The sequence below is a fragment of the Paraflavitalea sp. CAU 1676 genome (genome assembly GCF_029223285.1).
In the GTDB taxonomy this organism is placed as follows: domain Bacteria; phylum Bacteroidota; class Bacteroidia; order Chitinophagales; family Chitinophagaceae; genus Paraflavitalea.
The window spans coordinates 274,452-292,765 of sequence record NZ_JARHUJ010000001.1 but is presented as its reverse complement, the minus strand read 5'-3'; the positions used below and the strand labels follow the sequence as shown (position 1 = coordinate 292,765).

The window sequence follows — 18,314 nt, the reverse complement described above, 5'->3', positions numbered from 1 at the left end:
GGTCGTTAGCTTTTAATGTTTTCATTTCCTAATCGGTTAAAATGGAGTAGCTTAGAAGGATAAAAGGAACACCCATGGTGATAGATGCCCACGTACATTTCTGGAAGTTCGATAAGGTCCGCGATGCCTGGATCACAGACGATATGAAGATCCTGCAACAGGATTACCTGCCGGAGCATATTGCACCCACCCTCAAAAGAAATGGAGTAGATGGTGTTGTGGCTGTACAGGCCAGTCAGGAAGAAGTGGAAACAAGGTTTCTGGCGGAACTGGCCAAAACACATCCCATCATAAAAGGGGTGGTAGGTTGGCTTGACCTCCAGGCCGGCAATATCGAAGAAAGGTTGGAGCATTTCACCCAATATACCAGCGTACGTGGATACCGCCATGTGGTGCAGGCCGAGCCCGACGACTTCCTTCTGCGGCCCAATTTTCAACGTGGCGTTCGGGCCCTCAAGCCATACAATTATACCTACGATATCCTCATTTACCATAGCCAATTGAAACCGGCAATCGAGTTCGTAGCCCGGTTTCCCGATCAAAAACTCATCATCGACCATTGCGCCAAGCCCGATATTCGTCACAAGAAAATAGACGAATGGGCCAGGCTTATGAAGGAGATCGCACAGCAACCCAATGTGTACTGTAAGCTTTCCGGCCTTTTCACCGAAGCAGCCTGGAAAACCTGGAGTGCAGCAGAGTACTACCCCTATCTCGACGTGGTATTCGAAGCCTTCGGCACCGACCGCCTGGTATTTGGAAGCGATTGGCCGGTGATGCTGCTCAGTGGAATATATGTACAGTGGAAGAGCCTGCTTGAAAAGTATATGGAAAACTACCAGCCTGAAGAGAAAGAAAAAGTGTTTGGGTTGAATGCGGCTTCCTTTTACGGATTGTGATCACTGCACCAAAGAATGGTTGAGTAGCCAGGCGGGCACACGCGAAGGACACAGAGAAAATAATTGCTCATGTCAATACGATTGCACTGCTTTCGCTGCCTGCTCGGCATGCTGACAATCCTGCCATTTCTTTCCATGGCGCAAGATCCCTGGAAGATCAGCGCCACGACCATCACCCCCACCGAATATTATGGCATCACCGTAGCCAACGGCATGATCGGCATCGTTTCTTCACCCGAGCCATTCAAAGTAAAGGACGTCGTATTGGCCGGTGCCTACGACCTCTACGGACGCGGACGCGTCAGCAACTTCCTGCGCAGCTTCAACCTGCTCAACATGTACCTCGACATCGACGGGCAGCGCATCGGCGCCAAAGGCATTTCCAATATGAAGCAGGAGCTCGATATGCGCCGCGCCGCCTTCACCGCTTCGTTCGATTACGGCGATAAAGCTACCGTCAGCTATACCTATTATTCATTACGCCACCTGCCGTTTACGGTGTTGATGGATGTTACCATCACCGCCAAAAAGAACATCAGCCTGGGAGCGGCCAGTGTTATGGAAGCACCGGATGCACTCAAAGAGGTGCAGAATTACTACAATGAGATAGACCGGCCGCATGTCGTGATCAGCTTACTAACCTCCACCGCGCAAAGCCCTACGGGTAAACTCCAATTATGCGCCTCCAACACCTTTCTCTTTACCGAAAAGCACGGTACTGAACCGCGCGTCATCCATGAAATGTGGGACAATAACATGCACCTCATGAAATTCGCCCGCTCCCTCCAGGCCGGAGAAACCTACCGGTTCTCGATAGCCGGCAGTTCTATTACCTCCGCCCACCACGACGATCCACTCAATGAAGCGGAACGCCTTACCATCTTTGCCAAACTGGAAGGTCGCGACCGCTTGCTGCAATTCCACCAAAAGGCCTGGGATGAACTCTGGAAAAGCGATATTACCATAGAAGGCGATCCGCAAAGCCAGCAGGATGTACACAGCATGCTCTATCATCTCTATTCCTTTACCCGCGAAGGCACGGCACTGTCACCTTCTCCCATGGGCCTTAGCGGTCTCGGCTATAACGGTCATGTGTTCTGGGATACCGAATTGTGGATGTACCCCGCCTTGCTGGTCCTCCGTCCCGAAATGGCAAGGTCCATGGTCGATTACCGGTTTCAGCGACTCGAAGCAGCAAAGCGCAACGCCTTCGCCCACGGTTATAAGGGTGCCATGTTTCCCTGGGAAAGCGCCGCCACCGGAGTGGAAGAAACGCCGGTTTGGGCACTGAGCGGCCCCTTCGAACACCACATCACCGCCGATGTGGCCTTCGCTGCCTGGAACTATTATGCCGTAACGCAGGATAAAGACTGGCTACGCAACACCGGCTGGCCCATCCTCTCTGCCACGGCCGACTTCTGGGCCAGTCGCGTAGAACGCAATGGGCTTGGGAAATATGATATTAAGAACGTAGTCGCCGCCGACGAATGGGCCGAGAATGTAGATAACAACGCCTTCACCAATGCCGCCGCCAAAGCCAACCTGCAGGCAGCCACAGAAGCAGCTAAGCTGCTCGGTCTCACACCAAACTCAGACTGGATGCACGTGGCCGGCAATATCCCTGTCTTAAAAATGGAGAACGGGGTAACGCGCGAACATGCCACTTACAATGGGGAGGGCATCAAACAAGCTGATGTGAATCTCCTTGCCTACCCGTTCAAAGAGATCACCGATCCTGTCCAGATCAGAAAAGACTTGTCCTTCTACGAAACCCGCATCCCCAACGAGGGCACCCCCGCCATGACACAAGCCGTATTTGCCCTCTTGTATGCCCGCCTGGGAGACGGTGAAAAGGCTTATCGCTTTTTCAAAGAGTCGTACCTGCCCAACCTCAACCCGCCCTTCCGCGTGATCGCAGAGACCAAGGGTGGTACCAACCCCTATTTCGCTACCGGCGCAGGAGGCATACTCCAAAGCATGTTGATGGGGTTTGGTGGCCTCGATATCACCCCCAAAGGGATCGTGCAAATAAGGTCACAACTACCTGCTCAGTGGAAGAGTCTCACAATCACCGGGGTGGGTCCGGGAAGGAAAACATTTGTGGTGAAATGATGAGAATTGCTTATATTGTGTATGCCACACACGAACGACTGCTTTGAAAAAAATTGCTGCCATATTATTATTGAGCCTATTGAGCTTTAACTGGTTCGGCTACCGCATCCTGGCAGATATACTTCAACAACAGGCAGACATAGCACTCGAAGCAAAACTGGATCAAAACGATTACGACGAATCACGCCTTGTAGAGATGCGGGTAACCCTTGACCTTCCCTATCAAACCAACTGGACTGATTTTGAACGCGTCGATGGAGAGATCGAGATCGATGGCATTCATTACAAATATGTGAAGCGCAAAGTACAGGACGGGCAACTCGTGCTGATGTGCCTGCCCAACGAAGAGAAGATGCGCCTGCAAACAGCCCGCGATGACTTCTTCAAGCTGGTAAACGACCTGCAACACCCCAATCAAAATAAGAAATCAGAAAAAGGATCATCCTTCTCGCTCAATAGTTTTTCCACAGAATATTGGTCGCAAAAGAACGACTGGAGCATTGCCGCCTTACACAACGAGCCGCTCCATTACCGCAACACCAATGCGGTCTTCCTTTCGGGCTGTTATACCAACACGCCCGGACAACCTCCCGAATGTTAAGGTCTCGCCTTTTCCTGGAATCGGTGTGCCCAATCGGCTGCGGCTCCATACACGCATAGTACTTATCAGCGACAAACTGTATACACACCTACATTCCGGCAAAGTATAAAAGTACCTGACAGCCTTTCTATTCTATCAACGACTGTATCACGCGTACACATCCCTTTTCCTGAATGTTTCAGGAACAAGACCATCACAAATATCTGTTTCTTTCATGCGCAAATTAATTCCAGCCCTGCTTGTCCTGGCAATAGCCGCCTCCTGTAACCGTGCAAACGATTACCAAAAAGTGATCCATGATCCCAACCTGTACAGCCGGCTAACCGGTCAGCTTACCGAGATCATGACCTTCAACATCTTTACGCCGCCGGTAGCCAGCAGGGTATACGCCTATTCGCACCTGGCGGCCTATGAGGTAATGGCCAAAGGTGACAGCAACTACACTTCACTCGATGGACAGTTGAAAGGCCTGGTCAATATGCCCAAACCCCAAGCAGGCAAGCAGATCGATTATCCCTATGCCTCCATGGTCGCCATGCTCGAAGTAGGTAAAACGCTTACCTTCTCAAATGCCACCATGGATAGCATCGTCAACGCATTGAAAGAAACAGCCCTCGACCACGGCATGCCCGACTCGATGGAATCTCATTCCAAAGCCTATGGACTCAACGTGGCCAAAGCCGTATTGGCCTGGAGTAAAAAAGACAATTACGCACAAACACGCTCAGCGGCTAAATACACTGTACCAGAAGAAGAAGGAAAATGGATACCCACACCACCTGCCTATATCCAGGCAGTAGAACCGCATTGGCGCACCATCCGGTCTATCGTAATGGACAGCGCCAGCCAGTTTGCACCGCCTCCGCCTGCAGCTTTCAGCAAAGACAGCACCAGCGAATTCTATGGCTGGGCAAAGCAGGTCTACGACACCGTCAACAACCTGAGCGACGAACAAAAAGCCATCGCCAGTTTCTGGGATTGCAACGGATTTAAAGTGAACGTAGTGGGCCATGCCATGTTTGCCACCAAGGCCATGACGCCCGGAGGCCACTGGATGGGGATCATCGGCATCGTTTGCAAAGACAAACAAGTCGATTTCTCAAAGACGATACAAACATATACCCTGGTATCTTTTGCGCTTATGGATGCATTCATATCCTGCTGGGACGCTAAATATACCTGGGCCTTGATAAGGCCCGAATCGGTGATCAATCAATACATAGACGCATCCTGGAAACCATTCCTGCAAACACCGCCCTTTCCCGAATATACCAGCGGCCACTCTGAAATATCCAGCGCAGCCGCTACCGTACTTGAGCATCTTTACGGAACCAATGTATCCTTCCGCGACTCAACCGAGCGTGCGTGGGGATGGCCCGACCGCAACTTTACCTCCTTGCGGCAGGCAGCCGATGAAGCAGGCATCAGTCGCTTCTATGGAGGCATACATTATCGACAATCAATTGCTGTGGCCAAAGACCAGGGGCTGCGCCTCGGCAATCATGTAATGACCAAACTGCAAACTAGTAAACATGCCGAAAAACTGGCTGCTGAATAACTAACCACTACTTAACTGCTTTGTATGAAAAAGATTCTTGCTGTATTAACTGTTCCACTGCTGCTTTCTGCAAACCAACTCCATGCGCAAGGCTGCGTAGCCATCCGCAGCACCGGTACCGTATGTACCAAGCCCGATGCTACGACCGATGGCTTGCAAGGCTGGCAGATCAACACCACTTACCGCTACTTCAGATCGTTCCGCCATTTCGTAGGCACCGAAGAACAAAAGGAGCGCCTGGAGAAAAATACCGAAGTGATCAACTGGTCCAGTAACCTCGACCTGGCAGTAGTGCGCCACTTCAACAGGCGCTGGTCGCTCGCCATGAACCTGCCCATTATCTCCAACGTTCGCTCCTCCCTGTATGAACATGGTGGTAATAGCGCCAAGAACGCGCGCCACAAAACACGCTCCTTTGGCCTTGGCGATATCCGCTTCACAGGGTACTATTGGTTGTTCGACCCCGCCAAGTCACCCAATGCCAACGTACAGGTTGGTCTCGGTATTAAGCTACCCACCGGCGATTACAAATACGAGGACTTCTTTGTCAAGAACGATACGACCAAAATATTAGGACCACTCGATCAATCTATCCAGCTGGGCGATGGCGGCACAGGTTTAACAACGGAGATCAATGCCTACTATAATTTCTCTAAGGTCATAAGCGTATACGGTAGCTTCTTCTACCTATTCAATCCCCGCGAGCAGAATGGGGTATCCACCGGACGCGGGAGTCCTGTATCAGCAACCGCGATCGCCTACGGCAGCAGCGTAATGAGCGTGCCCGATCAGTACATGGTACGCGCCGGCGCCAACTTCACCGTCAGCAGGTTCTCCGCATCAGCCGGTATGCGCATGGAATGTGTGCCCTCCGAAGACCTCATCGGCGGCAGCAGCGGCTTCAGGCGCCCGGGCTATGTAATATCTGCTGAGCCCGGCCTCTCTTACAATTTCAAAAAGTTCAGCGCATTTGCCACCGTACCGGTAGCTCTTAAACGCGACCGCACCCAAAGCTATGCCGATAAACAAAGAACAAAGATCACCGGAGTATACGCACAAGGCGATGCTGCCTTTGCTGATTATTCCATTAATCTTGGTTGCTCATTCAGGTTGTAACAGATCATAACTCAACTGCTTAAATAAATATATGAACTGCCTTAACTACTGTAAACACATCGCCATTGCATTGGGCTGCCTCACACTGGCCCAGTCAAAAGCATCGGCACAAACCGAGATCGATGGCATTATGATGGAGAAAAAGAATTTATGTATCGGTCCCATGTACAGCCACAGCAGCTGGACCGAATACTGGGAAGGGACCAACAAGCGTAACAATGAGAACCTTGGCCGGGTAACCACCCAGATGTTCAGCATCATGGGCAACTACGGCATCACGGATAAGTTGAATGTGCTCTTCGGCGCCCCTTATGTGGCAACGAAAGCATCAGCCGGCACCCTCCATGGCATGGAAGGCGTGCAGGACCTCAACCTTTGGGTAAAATGGATGCCTATTGAAAAAACGATCGGCAAGGGCGAGTTCTCGGCCTATGCAATTGGCGGCTACTCATTCCCCCTTACCAACTATGCAGCCGACTTCCTGCCACTTTCGATCGGCCTCCGCAGCAGGAACCTCTCCCTGCGCGCCATGGCCGACTATCAATTGGGCTGGTTTTATGTAACGGCCTCTGCCACCTACATACAACGCAGTAATATCAAGATCGACCGCACGGCCTATTATACCACCGAAATGCACCTCACCAACGAAGTAGACATGCCCGATGCAGCCAGCTTCAACTTTCGCACCGGCTACCGCCATGGCGACTGGGTGGCAGAGGCAGTGGTTGACAATTGGACAACCCTCGGCGGCTTCGACATCACCCGCAACAACATGCCCTTCCCCAGCAATGAAATGAATGCCACGCGGGTAGGGGTGAACCTGAAATATGAGGTACCAGCCATCGCCGGATTCTCACTTACAGGCGGCGGCAACTATGTAGTAGCCGGCAGAAACGTAGGACAGGCCACCACCGTGTACGGAGGCATCTTTTACATCCTCAATTTCACCGGCAAGAAAGCATCTAAACCTTCCAATTCAAAACAGAACTAACATGAAAAAGCTCATCATACTTTGCACAGCAGTCGTGGCAGCAGCAGTGACCATACCGCTGGCCTGCTCCAAAGATGTAAAGGGAAGGACCGACGACATCCCTGCCTTGCAACCCACTAAAACTGATATAGACGGAGGTACGTGGAAGCCAGTATTACTGACCGCTGCCAACGAGTTTGCAGTAGCTGCTCCCATTGCCACCAATTCGCCCGATTATATCGCCCAGATCAACGAGATCAAGACCTGGCAGGCAGATCTTACCAGCGATGAAAAAGCCATCGTTAAATACTGGAGCGCCGGCGCCATCCTTCGCTGGAATGAGTTGCTGCGCGAGTTGGTAGCAAAACACAACCTGCCTCCTTATCAAAACCCCGATGGAACCTACCCGGTGCCCAACGCCAACAACCCATTGGCCTATCCGCAGTTCCCGTTTGCCAACCCGCCTTTCGCAGCCCGGGCTTACGCATACATAGCAGCCGCTCAATACGATGCCCTGGTAGCTGCCTGGCACTATAAAAAACAATACAACAGGCCCGCTCCTTACAAAGTAGACAATACCCTGCAGGTACTGGTGCCCCAAACTGATCTACCCTCGTATCCTTCTGAAGATGCAGTGGTGGTAGGCGCGGCAGTAGAACTGATGAAACTGCTGTTCCCCGGTGATCAGGATTATATACAGCGAAAGGCCGAAGAGCACAAACGTGCGCGTATCATTTCAGGTGCCAACGTACGCAGCGATATCGAAGCAGGCGAAGCCCTCGGCAAAGCAGTGGCGCAAAAATTCGTAACCCGTGCCCGGGGTGACAGGGCCGGCGTAGCCGGTGGTAATCAGGCATTGTGGACACAGCTTGAAACGGATTGCATGGCCAAAGGCGAAAAACCCTGGTATAGTCTCGAAGTTCCTAAGCGCCCGCCCATGCTGCCCGTATTTGGAAAAGTAAAAACATTCCTGTTCGACTCACTCACCGCAGTATCCCTGCGTCCCGGTCCGCCACCATTGACCGGAAGCGAGAAGATGAAGCAGGAAACCAACGAGATCTACGACTACGTAAACAATCCTACCCGCGAACGCCTGGCGATCGTACATTTCTGGGCCGATGGCGTGGGAACTTACACCCCACCGGGCCACTGGGATGCCATAGCCGCAGAAGACTTCATCAAAAAGAATTACAGCGAACTGCGCTGGGCAAGGAATATGGCTTTGCTTAACATGTCATTGATGGACGCAGCGATTGTGTGCTGGGATACCAAATACTACTATTTCAATCCCCGCCCCACCCAGCTCGATCCCCGTATCAAAACACTCACCGGCATACCCAATTTCCCGGCCTATATCTCCGGCCACTCCACCTTTAGCGGAGCTGCCGCCACCATCCTCGCTCATCTCAATCCGGAAAGGGCAACCGCTTACAGCGATATGGCCAAAGAAGCATCCCTATCGCGTATGTATGGAGGAATACACTATCGCGCCGATTGTGAAGTGGGTCTCGAAGTTGGTAATAAGATAGGTGGTTATGCAGTAGATCGCGCCAAAACCGATGGAGCCGGCAATTGATCGTTGCAACCCATTCAACCATTCTCTAAAAGAAAAAATTTGAAGATATTTTTCTCTTGTAACACCTATAAGCACCTGCTGGCAACGGCAGGTTGCTTATCTGTTACAGCCCTATCCGCACAACAGCCCACAGATACCCTGAAATCCAAAACACTCGACAGCATCACCATCATCGCATCCTTCCGCCAGGGAATGATGCAGACCATGTCCTCCATCCACGGCACTTACATGTACGGCGCCAAAAAGACTGAAGTCATCAACCTCGAAAAGCTGGATGTTAACCGCACCGATAACAATCCCCGTCAGCTCTTTGCAAAAGTGCCTGGCGTATTTGTCTATGAAAATGACGGCACCGGCAACCAGGTCAATATCGCCACCCGTGGCCTCACGGCCCACCGCTCATGGGAAATGAACGTGCGTCACAACGATGTCATGACCAACTCCGACCTGTATGGCTATCCTGCCAGCCACTTCAATGCGCCAACCGAATCGATCGAACGTATTGAAATAGTCCGTGGCAGCGGAGCCCTGCAATACGGAGCCCAGTTTGGCGGTATGGTCAATTACATCACCAAAGAAGCCGACAGCAGCCGTAAATTCTCCTTCGAGACGCAAAATGCAGCCGGCTCTTATGGCCTGCTCAGCACTTACAATGCAGTAGGCGGAAAAACCGAAAAGCTGCAGTACTACGCTTACATGAACTACCGGCGGTCGAATGGATACCGCGAAAGCAGTGAATACCACTACCTCGCCGGTCACGCACACCTCAGTTATGCATTCTCCCGCAAACTGAAATTGCGCACCGAATACAATTACATGGACTATCAGAACCATGTAAATGGCGGCCTCACCGACGCTCAGTTCAAAGAGAACCCGCGCCAGGCAACCCGCAAAAGAAATTATTACAGCCCCACGATACATGTACCATCCCTGAGGTTGGATTATGATATCAACAAAAACACCTCGATCAATTTTATCAGCTCGGCCATCCTCGGTTCCCGCAACAGTGTTCAATTTATCGCGCTGAGCACTGTTAAAGACACCTTCAATACAAACCTCGGATCATACAATCCCCGGCAGGTGGATATCGACCAATACCATAGCTATTCCCAGGAACTGAGGGTCCGTCATCAATATTCGTTGTTCGCGAAACCTTCGACGGTTGTTGCAGGCATTCGTTACATCAACAACGACCTGCACCGTATGCAGCTGGGCAAAGGCACCACAGGCTCCGATTACGATCTTACCCTCACCGATCCACAATGGGGCCGCGACCTTCATTTCAAAACACAGAATGTGTCGGTATTTGCAGAGAATATGACGCAGCTTGGCAAGCGCTGGCTGTTCACTGCCGGCGTCCGTTACGAGAATGGAGAAACCCGTATGAGCGGCAACATCAAGAACTATACGGCAGGAGAAATACCTGTCAACATTCCGCACCGCTTTGCCCTGGTGGGAGCAGGCTTGCAATATGAGGCCGGCAGCAATATCTCGCTGTTTGCTAATTGGGCCCAGGCATACCGCCCGGTGATCTTTGCCGATATCATCCCAACTACCAACCTCAATAAGATCGATCACAACATAAAAGACGCCACCGGCAACAATGCCGAGATCGGTGTTCGCGGCAGGGTTAATCAATACCTCCATTTCGATGTATCCCTGTTCAACATGGTATACCGCAACCGTACCGGTAACCTTGCTCTGGTAGAAAACAACCAAACCTATCTCTATCGCACCAATATCGGCAACGCGCTGAGCCAGGGTGCAGAAGTTTATGTAGAATGGCAGCCGCTCGCCTGGCTCAGCGGCTACCGCTCGCAGATCCAGCTTTCATTATTCACTTCTACCGCCTTTATCCATGCAGGCTACACCAAAGGCCAGGTAGCGGTTAATGGCGCCAATGTGGACGTAAAGGGCAACTGGATCGAGACCACACCCGGGTGGATTAGCCGCAATGGCCTCCAACTGGGTTACAAAGGATTTTCCTCTACCATACAATACAGCATAACCGGTAAGTCTTATGCAGATGCCCTGAATACCGTAACACCTAATGCCAGCGGCACCATCGGCCTGGTACCGGGTTATCAGCTGGTAGATTGGAACTTCACCTGGCGCTTTGCGCAGCATTACAATGTAAAACTGGCGTTCAACAACCTGTTCAACAAACAGTATTTTACCGAGCGCCCGCCCTTCTTCCCGGGTCCCGGAGGACTTTACCCCTCCGACGGCCGTTCGGTCATATGCTCGATCGGCGCCCGGCTCTAAAACATCGCAATTAGTCTTAGTTAGTTATAAATGGACCACCCCCGTTTCTACGGGGGTGTATTTTTATGTGGCAGATATTATGCTTAATTTAGAACTATCCAAACCGGTTCGGCATGAAAAAAACGATATGGCTCATTTCGTTGGTGGGGTATGTACTGTTCGCAACGGCGCAATTACCGGCCACTCCCGATAAGATCTACGGCGAGTTGTTTCACCAGGTGCAAATGAATAAAGTATTCCCCGACGGGAAAACCTTCGTAGACTGTATTCCCAAACGCGCTCCCAAAGACATCATGTACGATTACGGCATGCGCAAAGGTCCCCAGTTCGACCTGAAGAAGTTTGTAGAGGAAAACTTCGAGCTGCCGCAAACTCCGCAGATCAACTATATCACCCGCGAAAAGGATGTGGTGATGCACATAAAGAACCTGTGGGGTGTATTGCGCCGGGAACCTGATTTTACACCTGGCGCTACACCCGCTGCCGGACCCGCCCGCGAAGGATCATCCCTCTTGCCGCTGCCCTATCCTTATATCGTTCCAGGGGGCCGCTTCCGGGAAATTTATTATTGGGACTCCTACTTCACCATGCTCGGACTCAAAGAATCCGGAGAGCATGCCATGATCGAAAACATGGTAAAGAATTTTGCTTACCTCATCACTACATACGGACATATACCCAACGGCAACCGCACCTATTACCTCAGTCGCTCCCAACCGCCCTTCTTTGCCCTGATGGTAGAGTTGCTGGCCGAAATAAAAGGCGACTCCACCTACGGGCAGTTCCTGCCCGAATTGGAAAAGGAATACCAGTTCTGGATGGAAGGAAGCACCAAACTCACCACAGGTCAGGCCGCCCGCCGGGTAGTGAAAATGAAAGATGGGTCGGTCATGAATCGCTATTGGGACGACAGCCCCACGCCGCGCCAGGAAAGCTACCGTGAAGACATTGAAACTGCCGAAAAGTCGAAACGGAATAAAGCAGAAGTATACACGCACCTCCGGGCATCGGCCGAAAGTGGCATCGACTTCAGCAGCCGCTGGTTTGCCGATGGCAAACGCATCACGACCATACAAACCACCAACTACATTCCAGTCGACCTAAACGCCCTGCTATACAAACTCGAAATGATCATCGCCAAAGGCTTGTTGGTTAAGCACAGTGATAGCCTGGCGGGCGTTTACCGCAAAAAGGCCGATCAACGCATACTATCCATCGATAAATATTGCTGGAGCAAATCACTGAACTACTACACCGACTACAACTTCCGTACAGCCAAACAATCAAATGTGGTATCGCCCGCCGGCATGTATCCCTTTTGCTTCTTTACCCGTAAGCTTGACTATATGAGTCTGCTCGCTCGCCGCTCTGGCGCCGTCATTCGGGAAAAGCTCTTAAAAGACGGGGGAGTACAAACCACCTCCAATGCCACCGGCGAACAATGGGATGCTCCCAATGGCTGGGCGCCCCTTACCTGGATGACCATCTGGGGCCTCGACCGCTGCGGCCAACGTGAGCTTGCCCGTGAAATAGGCGAACGCTGGATTAAACTTAATGTGGATGTATTCAACCGTACCGGTAAACTGATGGAGAAGTACAACGTCGCCGATACTAAACTTGAAGCCGGTGGGGGCGAATATGCCGGTCAGGACGGCTTTGGCTGGACCAACGGCGTACTGCTAAAGCTGATCAGTAAATATGGATTGCCCAAAGTGCAGCAATAAGCGCCGGCAGTAGGTTGGTTTCCTTAACAAGAGACGTAAACCACACTCAAATAATCCCGGCATCTCCCCCGTTCAACCAGATTGGCTTGCGGAGAAGTGTGGGAAACAGTAAGTTGCCGGAAATTACTTCCCCATGAAGCAGTTCCTGGCCGTCATGGCCTTTCTTTTTGCCGTATCAGCTTCTCCAGCCCAGGAAAGAGCCGTATTCCCGCAACAATTCATTGGTCATTGGCAGGGCACACTCAACTGGTATCCGCAGGGAGCTACCGCCCCCAAGACCGTCAACATGGAGCTGCACATACAACCCTCCAAAGATACCGCTGGCCAATACACCTGGCATATTGTTTACGGCAAACCATCCGAAGACAGCCGCCCCTACATACTGAAGCCGGTAGATACGGCAAAGGGCCACTGGATCATCGATGAAGTCAATGGAATTTTGCTCGATCAGTACTGGATAGGGGAGCGTTTTTCCGGGGCATTCACCGTGAGCGGCAATACCATCCTCAACAGCTACTGGATAGAGAACGGACAGCTGCAGGTGGAATTTTATTCCTATCCGGCAAAGCCGCTGGCAGTAACCGGCCAGGGTACCGAAGACGCGCCCAAAGTGGACAGCTATAACATCCGGTCCTTCCAACGGGCAACGCTCAGTAAAAAATGAGATTATCAGTTACCTTCGCACAAATTTTTACCATGAGCCGTTGGATACTATGTAGTCTTGTATCGATCTTTTTCTTTGCCTGTTCACCGAACAATGTTGAAGTCGATAACGACCTGAAGAAATACTTCGACGAAAATAAGGTAGACGGCACCTTCGGCATGTTCGATAATGGCCAGGGACGTTTTACCGTGTATAACCTGCCCCGCTTCAGCGATAGCGCCTATACGCCCGCGTCTACATTCAAGATCATCAACTCGCTCATTGGTTTAGAGACAGGCCGGGTACTCGATAGCAGCGCCATCATCAACTGGGACAGCATCGACCGCGGCCGCCCCGAATGCAACCGCAATATGACCATGCGCGACGCGTTCCGTATTTCCTGCCCACCATGGTACCAGGAGCTCGCCCGCCGCATCGGTAAGCCCGCCATGCAAAAATGGCTCGATACACTGGGTTATGCAAGCCGCTATGGCAAGTTCACCATCGGTAATAACCTCGATACCTTCTGGCTCGATAACTCCGCCAAAGTAACTGCCGATGAAGAACTCGGCATCGTCAAGAAACTCTATTTCGACCAGTTGCCCTTTCAAAAGCGCAGTCAGCGCATCGTTCGCGAAATGATGGAATGGGAAAAGAACGCCAACTACAGTCTGTATTACAAAACCGGCTGGGGATTTACCGAAAAAGGGCATGCTCTCGGCTGGATCGTTGGCTGGATAGAAGAGAATCAACACCCGTACTTTTTTGCCCTGCAATTGGAGTCGCCCGATAAGAACTACAACATGAAAGAAGCCCGTATTAAAATATTGAAAGGTATCCTCAAGCAATACGGTTTCATGGAAGGAAAGAAATAAACTGCTGCACCGCCGTTGCCGGATACCGATTTCTCCGGCAACAGTTCAATCAGTAAAGCTGTCTTTCCGGAAAGGCAATCCGGCACCTAAACGACTGCATTACTTCTCATTATGGGAAAATAATGCTACTTTACCAATCTGGTTTGATTATTGATCTAATGCCTGCGTGAACGTGGACCTTCGATTTCAACATATAGAATACCTCATTGGATTGGCGGCTATTCCGCTGATCATTGCCCTCTTTGCGTGGGTATTGCACTGGAAAAAGAAAACCACCAGGAAGATTGGTGATGAGAAGCTGGTAAAACAGCTAACCGGTCGTTACTCCCCGCAGAATTATTTGTTCAAATTCCTGCTGGTGGCCCTTAGCCTGGCCGCCATCATCAGCGGAGCAGCCAACTTGCAAAAGCCGGGCGCTATGGAACAGGTAGAGCGCAAGGGCGTCGATGTAGCTATAGCCCTCGACGTCAGTAAGAGTATGCTGGCCGATGACATCAAGCCCAATCGCCTCGAAAGGGCCAAGCAGATGGTGCTTAAACTGATGGACCAATTGCCCGACGATCGGGTAGCACTCATCCTGTTTGCCGGCAGAGCCTATATGCAAATGCCGCTCACCACCGATCATAGTGCAGCACGCATGTTCGTACAGCAGGCCAGTCCCGATGTTGTGCCGGCACAGGGAACCGTCATCACCGAAGCACTGCGCATGAGCGCATCTGCCTTCAACAGCAAGGAAAGAAAATTTAAATCGATCATACTCATCACTGACGGAGAAGACCATGATCCCGGATCCGTACAACTGGCCCAACAGCTGGCGGAGAGCGGGGTGATGATCAATACGGTTGGTATCGGATCGCCCGAAGGTGCGCCGATCTATGATCCGCTCACCAACGATTACAAAAAAGATCAGCAGGGCAATACAGTCATCACCAAACTCAATGAAACCGAACTGCAACAGCTGGCGTCTGCCACTAAAGGCGTATACGTGCGGTTGACCGATATTGAAAGTGCCGTGAAATCCATGAAAGCGCAGCTGGGCACCATCGAGCAAACCTCCATGGACGACAGTGCTTTCAAGAATTTCAAAAACTATTTTCCCTGGTTCCTGGGCGCGGCCCTCTTCCTGTTGGTACTTGAATTCTTTTTTCCCGAACGTAAACTCAGGCAGGCATGATGCGGCAACTGATCATATTAGCAGGATTCAGCCTGACCGGCCTCGCTACACTGGCGCAGGCACAGCCCGAGAACAAGGCCATCCGCAGCGGCAACAAACTCTATAAAGAAGGGAAATTCGATCAGGCATTGCCCGAATTCGAAAAGGCCCTCAGCCAGAATCCCGGCAATCCGGTAACACGCTATAACATCGGCAACGCACAGTTCCGCCAGGAAGATTTTGTGGCCTCCGGTAAGAGTTTCGAAGAGGCAGCATCTTCTGCCACCACCAAAGACCTGAAACAAAGGTCACTCTATAACCAGGGGGTCTCCTTATCCAAACAAAAGAAGCTGCAGGAGAGCATCGGTGCCTACAAACAGGCCCTGCGATTGAACCCGCAGGACGAAACCAATCGCTACAACCTCGAAAAGGCGCTATCCGAATTAAAGAAACAGCAGCAGAACAACGAGCAAAAGCAACAGCAGCAGCAACAGGATCAAAAGAAGAAACAGGATAAGCAGCCACCCAAACCACAACAGCAAAAGCCCAACCTCGATAAGAAAAAGATAGAGCAGTTCCTGAAGTCGCTGGAACAGAAGGAGCAGGAAGTACAACGTAAAATGCAGCAGAATAAGACCCGTGCTGCCAGCCAACCCGAAAAGGATTGGTAGCCAGTCCTTTAACACTCTTTGGGGTATAGTATTGCGGCTATTAGCTACCTTTGCACCTCAATTACACAAGAACATGCAGCTGTACTGCGAATCACTTACGGAATACAAACGCCTCCCTACCCGAGAAGTCAAGATAGGTCACTTACTTTTAGGCAATAACCACCCCATCCGGGTGCAAACCATGACCACCACCGACACCATGGATACGATCGCTACGGTAGAACAATCTATCCGTTGCATCGAAGCCGGCGCCGAGTTGGTCAGGATCACCGCCCCCAGTAAAAAGGAAGCCGAGAACCTCCTCAACATAAAGAATGAATTGCTCAAACGGGGGTACAACACGCCCCTCGTGGCCGACATCCACTTTACCCCCAATGCAGCCGAAATAGCGGCGCGCATCATTGAGAAAGTGAGGGTGAACCCGGGCAATTATGTCGATAAGAAGAAGTTCGAACAGATCGATTATACCGATGCGGAATATGCCGAAGAGATCGACCGCATCCGCGAGCGGTTTACACCGCTGGTACGCATCTGCAAAGAATATGGCACCGCCATGCGCATCGGCACCAACCACGGTTCGCTCAGCGACCGTATCATGAGCCGTTATGGTGATACCCCCATCGGCATGGTGGAGAGTGCGATGGAGTTCCTTCGTATAGCCCGAGCCGAACAATACCACCAGATCATCCTCAGCATGAAGGCCAGCAACCCGCAGGTAATGGTACAAGCCTATCGCCTGCTGGTGCAGAACATGATGGATGAATTCAAGGAATGTTATCCGCTTCATCTGGGCGTTACGGAAGCCGGCGACGGAGAAGACGGCCGTATTAAATCAGCCATCGGCATCGGCACCCTGCTCGAAGATGGCATTGGAGATACAATACGCGTATCACTCACCGAAGACCCCGAGTTCGAGATACCTGTTTGTAAGGACCTGCTCAAGCGCTATGAAGCGCCCCGCAAGGCCCAGGGCATCACGCCCCCGGCCGAAAAGATCACCTACAACCCGTTCGAATATCAGCGCCGCGATACCTTTGCAGTAGACAATGTAGGCGGTAAGCAGGTACCCGTAGTCATAGCCGATTTCAGCAAGCTCGACACCATCACGCCCGAATCGCTGCAAAGCATCGGGTATACGTATGATGAGCCCAGCGATAAATGGAATATCAGCGATGCGGCGGCCGATTATGTATTCACCGGCAACAAGATCCTGCCGTTCGCATTACCCGGCACCTTGAAGGTAATTACCTATCCCGCCACCTGGCTCGAAGCGGAAGACAAAACCAAGTACTTCCCCATCTTCGGCGATAGCGGTTATGTAACGGCCGATGCCAAAAGCAGCCTGCTGAACTTTGTCATGGTAGATTGTTTCAACGACGAAACGCCCGTCAACAATTACACCTTCCTCGATCAGCTGGCCAATGATCCTACCGTGGTGATCTGCCTTAGCAGTACCAACCAGAACGCGATGCAATCGGTACGCCGCATGATGATGGAGTTGCAGGGTCGCAAGATCAAGAACCCCGTAGTGCTGATCACCGACAGCAGCTGGCAAACACCGGATGAACACCTCATCCACTTTGCCACCGAAACCGGCGCCCTCCTGCTCGAAGGATTTGGCGATGGCATCTGCCTGGGCTACAGCGGATCGGCCCTGATGGAAAACATCCAGGTAACAGGACGCACCTACCTGCCAATTAAAGACATTTATCAGTTCACCAACAATACCGCTTTTTCGATACTGCAGGCTACCCGTACCCGCATATCGAAAACGGAATACATATCCTGCCCTTCCTGCGGCCGCACCTTATTCGACCTGCAGGAAACCACGGCGAAGATCCGCTCGGTCACCAATCACCTCAAGGGGGTCAAGATCGCCATTATGGGTTGTATCGTAAACGGTCCCGGCGAAATGGCCGATGCCGATTTCGGATACGTAGGCAGCGGTCCCGGCAAGATCACGCTCTATAAAGGAAAAGAAGTCGTGAAAAGGAATGTGGACAGCCTCATCGCAGTAGAAGAGCTGGTAAACCTGTTGAAAGACAACGAAGCCTGGGTAGAGCCATAGCGGCCACCATAGCCCCTGTGCGCAAGCCCGGTCGCATCGGTATAGCCATAGACAAGCAAATCAATCACCCAATAACCATTTCC

14 protein-coding genes are annotated in these 18,314 nt (G+C 51.6%); all 14 read left to right on the top strand.

Annotation, left to right across the window (positions count from 1 at the left end):
* The first annotated feature begins 74 nt into the window (after positions 1–74).
* The 14 genes from P2H89_RS01195 to ispG all read left to right on the top strand — a co-directional run bounded on the left by P2H89_RS01195 (position 75) and on the right by ispG (position 18,231).
* A complete protein-coding gene (locus P2H89_RS01195) occupies positions 75–899 on the top strand; it encodes an amidohydrolase family protein (protein WP_275824645.1) in 825 nt (274 codons plus the stop codon).
* A 69-nt stretch (positions 900–968) separates the two neighbouring features.
* Positions 969–3,011: a glycoside hydrolase family 65 protein gene (locus P2H89_RS01190; protein WP_275824644.1), complete on the top strand. Its 2,043-nt coding sequence runs from the start codon at positions 969–971 to the stop codon at positions 3,009–3,011.
* Positions 3,012–3,054: 43 nt separating this feature from the next.
* Positions 3,055–3,612, top strand: a complete 558-nt coding sequence (locus P2H89_RS01185) for a hypothetical protein (protein ID WP_275824643.1) — start codon at positions 3,055–3,057, stop codon at positions 3,610–3,612.
* A 214-nt stretch (positions 3,613–3,826) separates the two neighbouring features.
* Entirely contained in the window at positions 3,827–5,170 is a 1,344-nt protein-coding gene (locus tag P2H89_RS01180; protein WP_275824642.1) for a vanadium-dependent haloperoxidase, read from the top strand.
* A 24-nt stretch (positions 5,171–5,194) separates the two neighbouring features.
* Positions 5,195–6,286, top strand: coding sequence for a transporter (locus tag P2H89_RS01175; RefSeq protein WP_275824641.1), 1,092 nt, complete (start codon positions 5,195–5,197; stop codon positions 6,284–6,286).
* 31 nt (positions 6,287–6,317) lie between these two features.
* Positions 6,318–7,277: a hypothetical protein gene (locus P2H89_RS01170; protein WP_275824640.1), complete on the top strand. Its 960-nt coding sequence runs from the start codon at positions 6,318–6,320 to the stop codon at positions 7,275–7,277.
* 1 nt (position 7,278) lies between these two features.
* Entirely contained in the window at positions 7,279–8,832 is a 1,554-nt protein-coding gene (locus P2H89_RS01165) for a phosphatase PAP2 family protein (RefSeq protein WP_275824639.1), read from the top strand.
* Between the two features lie 39 nt (positions 8,833–8,871).
* Positions 8,872–11,097: a TonB-dependent receptor gene (locus P2H89_RS01160; RefSeq protein WP_275824638.1), complete on the top strand. Its 2,226-nt coding sequence runs from the start codon at positions 8,872–8,874 to the stop codon at positions 11,095–11,097.
* 113 nt (positions 11,098–11,210) lie between these two features.
* Positions 11,211–12,821: an alpha,alpha-trehalase TreF gene (gene treF / locus P2H89_RS01155; protein ID WP_275824636.1), complete on the top strand. Its 1,611-nt coding sequence runs from the start codon at positions 11,211–11,213 to the stop codon at positions 12,819–12,821.
* Positions 12,822–12,954: 133 nt separating this feature from the next.
* A complete protein-coding gene (locus P2H89_RS01150) occupies positions 12,955–13,485 on the top strand; it encodes a hypothetical protein (RefSeq protein ID WP_275824635.1) in 531 nt (176 codons plus the stop codon).
* Between the two features lie 32 nt (positions 13,486–13,517).
* Positions 13,518–14,339, top strand: a complete 822-nt coding sequence (locus P2H89_RS01145) for a penicillin-binding transpeptidase domain-containing protein (protein WP_275824634.1) — start codon at positions 13,518–13,520, stop codon at positions 14,337–14,339.
* A gap of 172 nt (positions 14,340–14,511) precedes the next feature.
* Positions 14,512–15,513, top strand: coding sequence for a VWA domain-containing protein (locus P2H89_RS01140; protein WP_275824633.1), 1,002 nt, complete (start codon positions 14,512–14,514; stop codon positions 15,511–15,513).
* On the top strand, positions 15,510–16,163 hold the full coding sequence (locus P2H89_RS01135) for a tetratricopeptide repeat protein (protein ID WP_275824632.1): 654 nt from the start codon (positions 15,510–15,512) through the stop codon (positions 16,161–16,163). Before P2H89_RS01140 ends, P2H89_RS01135 begins: the two co-directional genes overlap by 4 nt.
* A gap of 73 nt (positions 16,164–16,236) precedes the next feature.
* Positions 16,237–18,231 carry a (E)-4-hydroxy-3-methylbut-2-enyl-diphosphate synthase gene (ispG, locus tag P2H89_RS01130; RefSeq protein WP_275824631.1) on the top strand — a complete coding sequence of 665 codons (1,995 nt, stop codon included), beginning with the start codon at positions 16,237–16,239 and terminating at the stop codon, positions 18,229–18,231.
* Positions 18,232–18,314 lie beyond the last annotated feature (83 nt).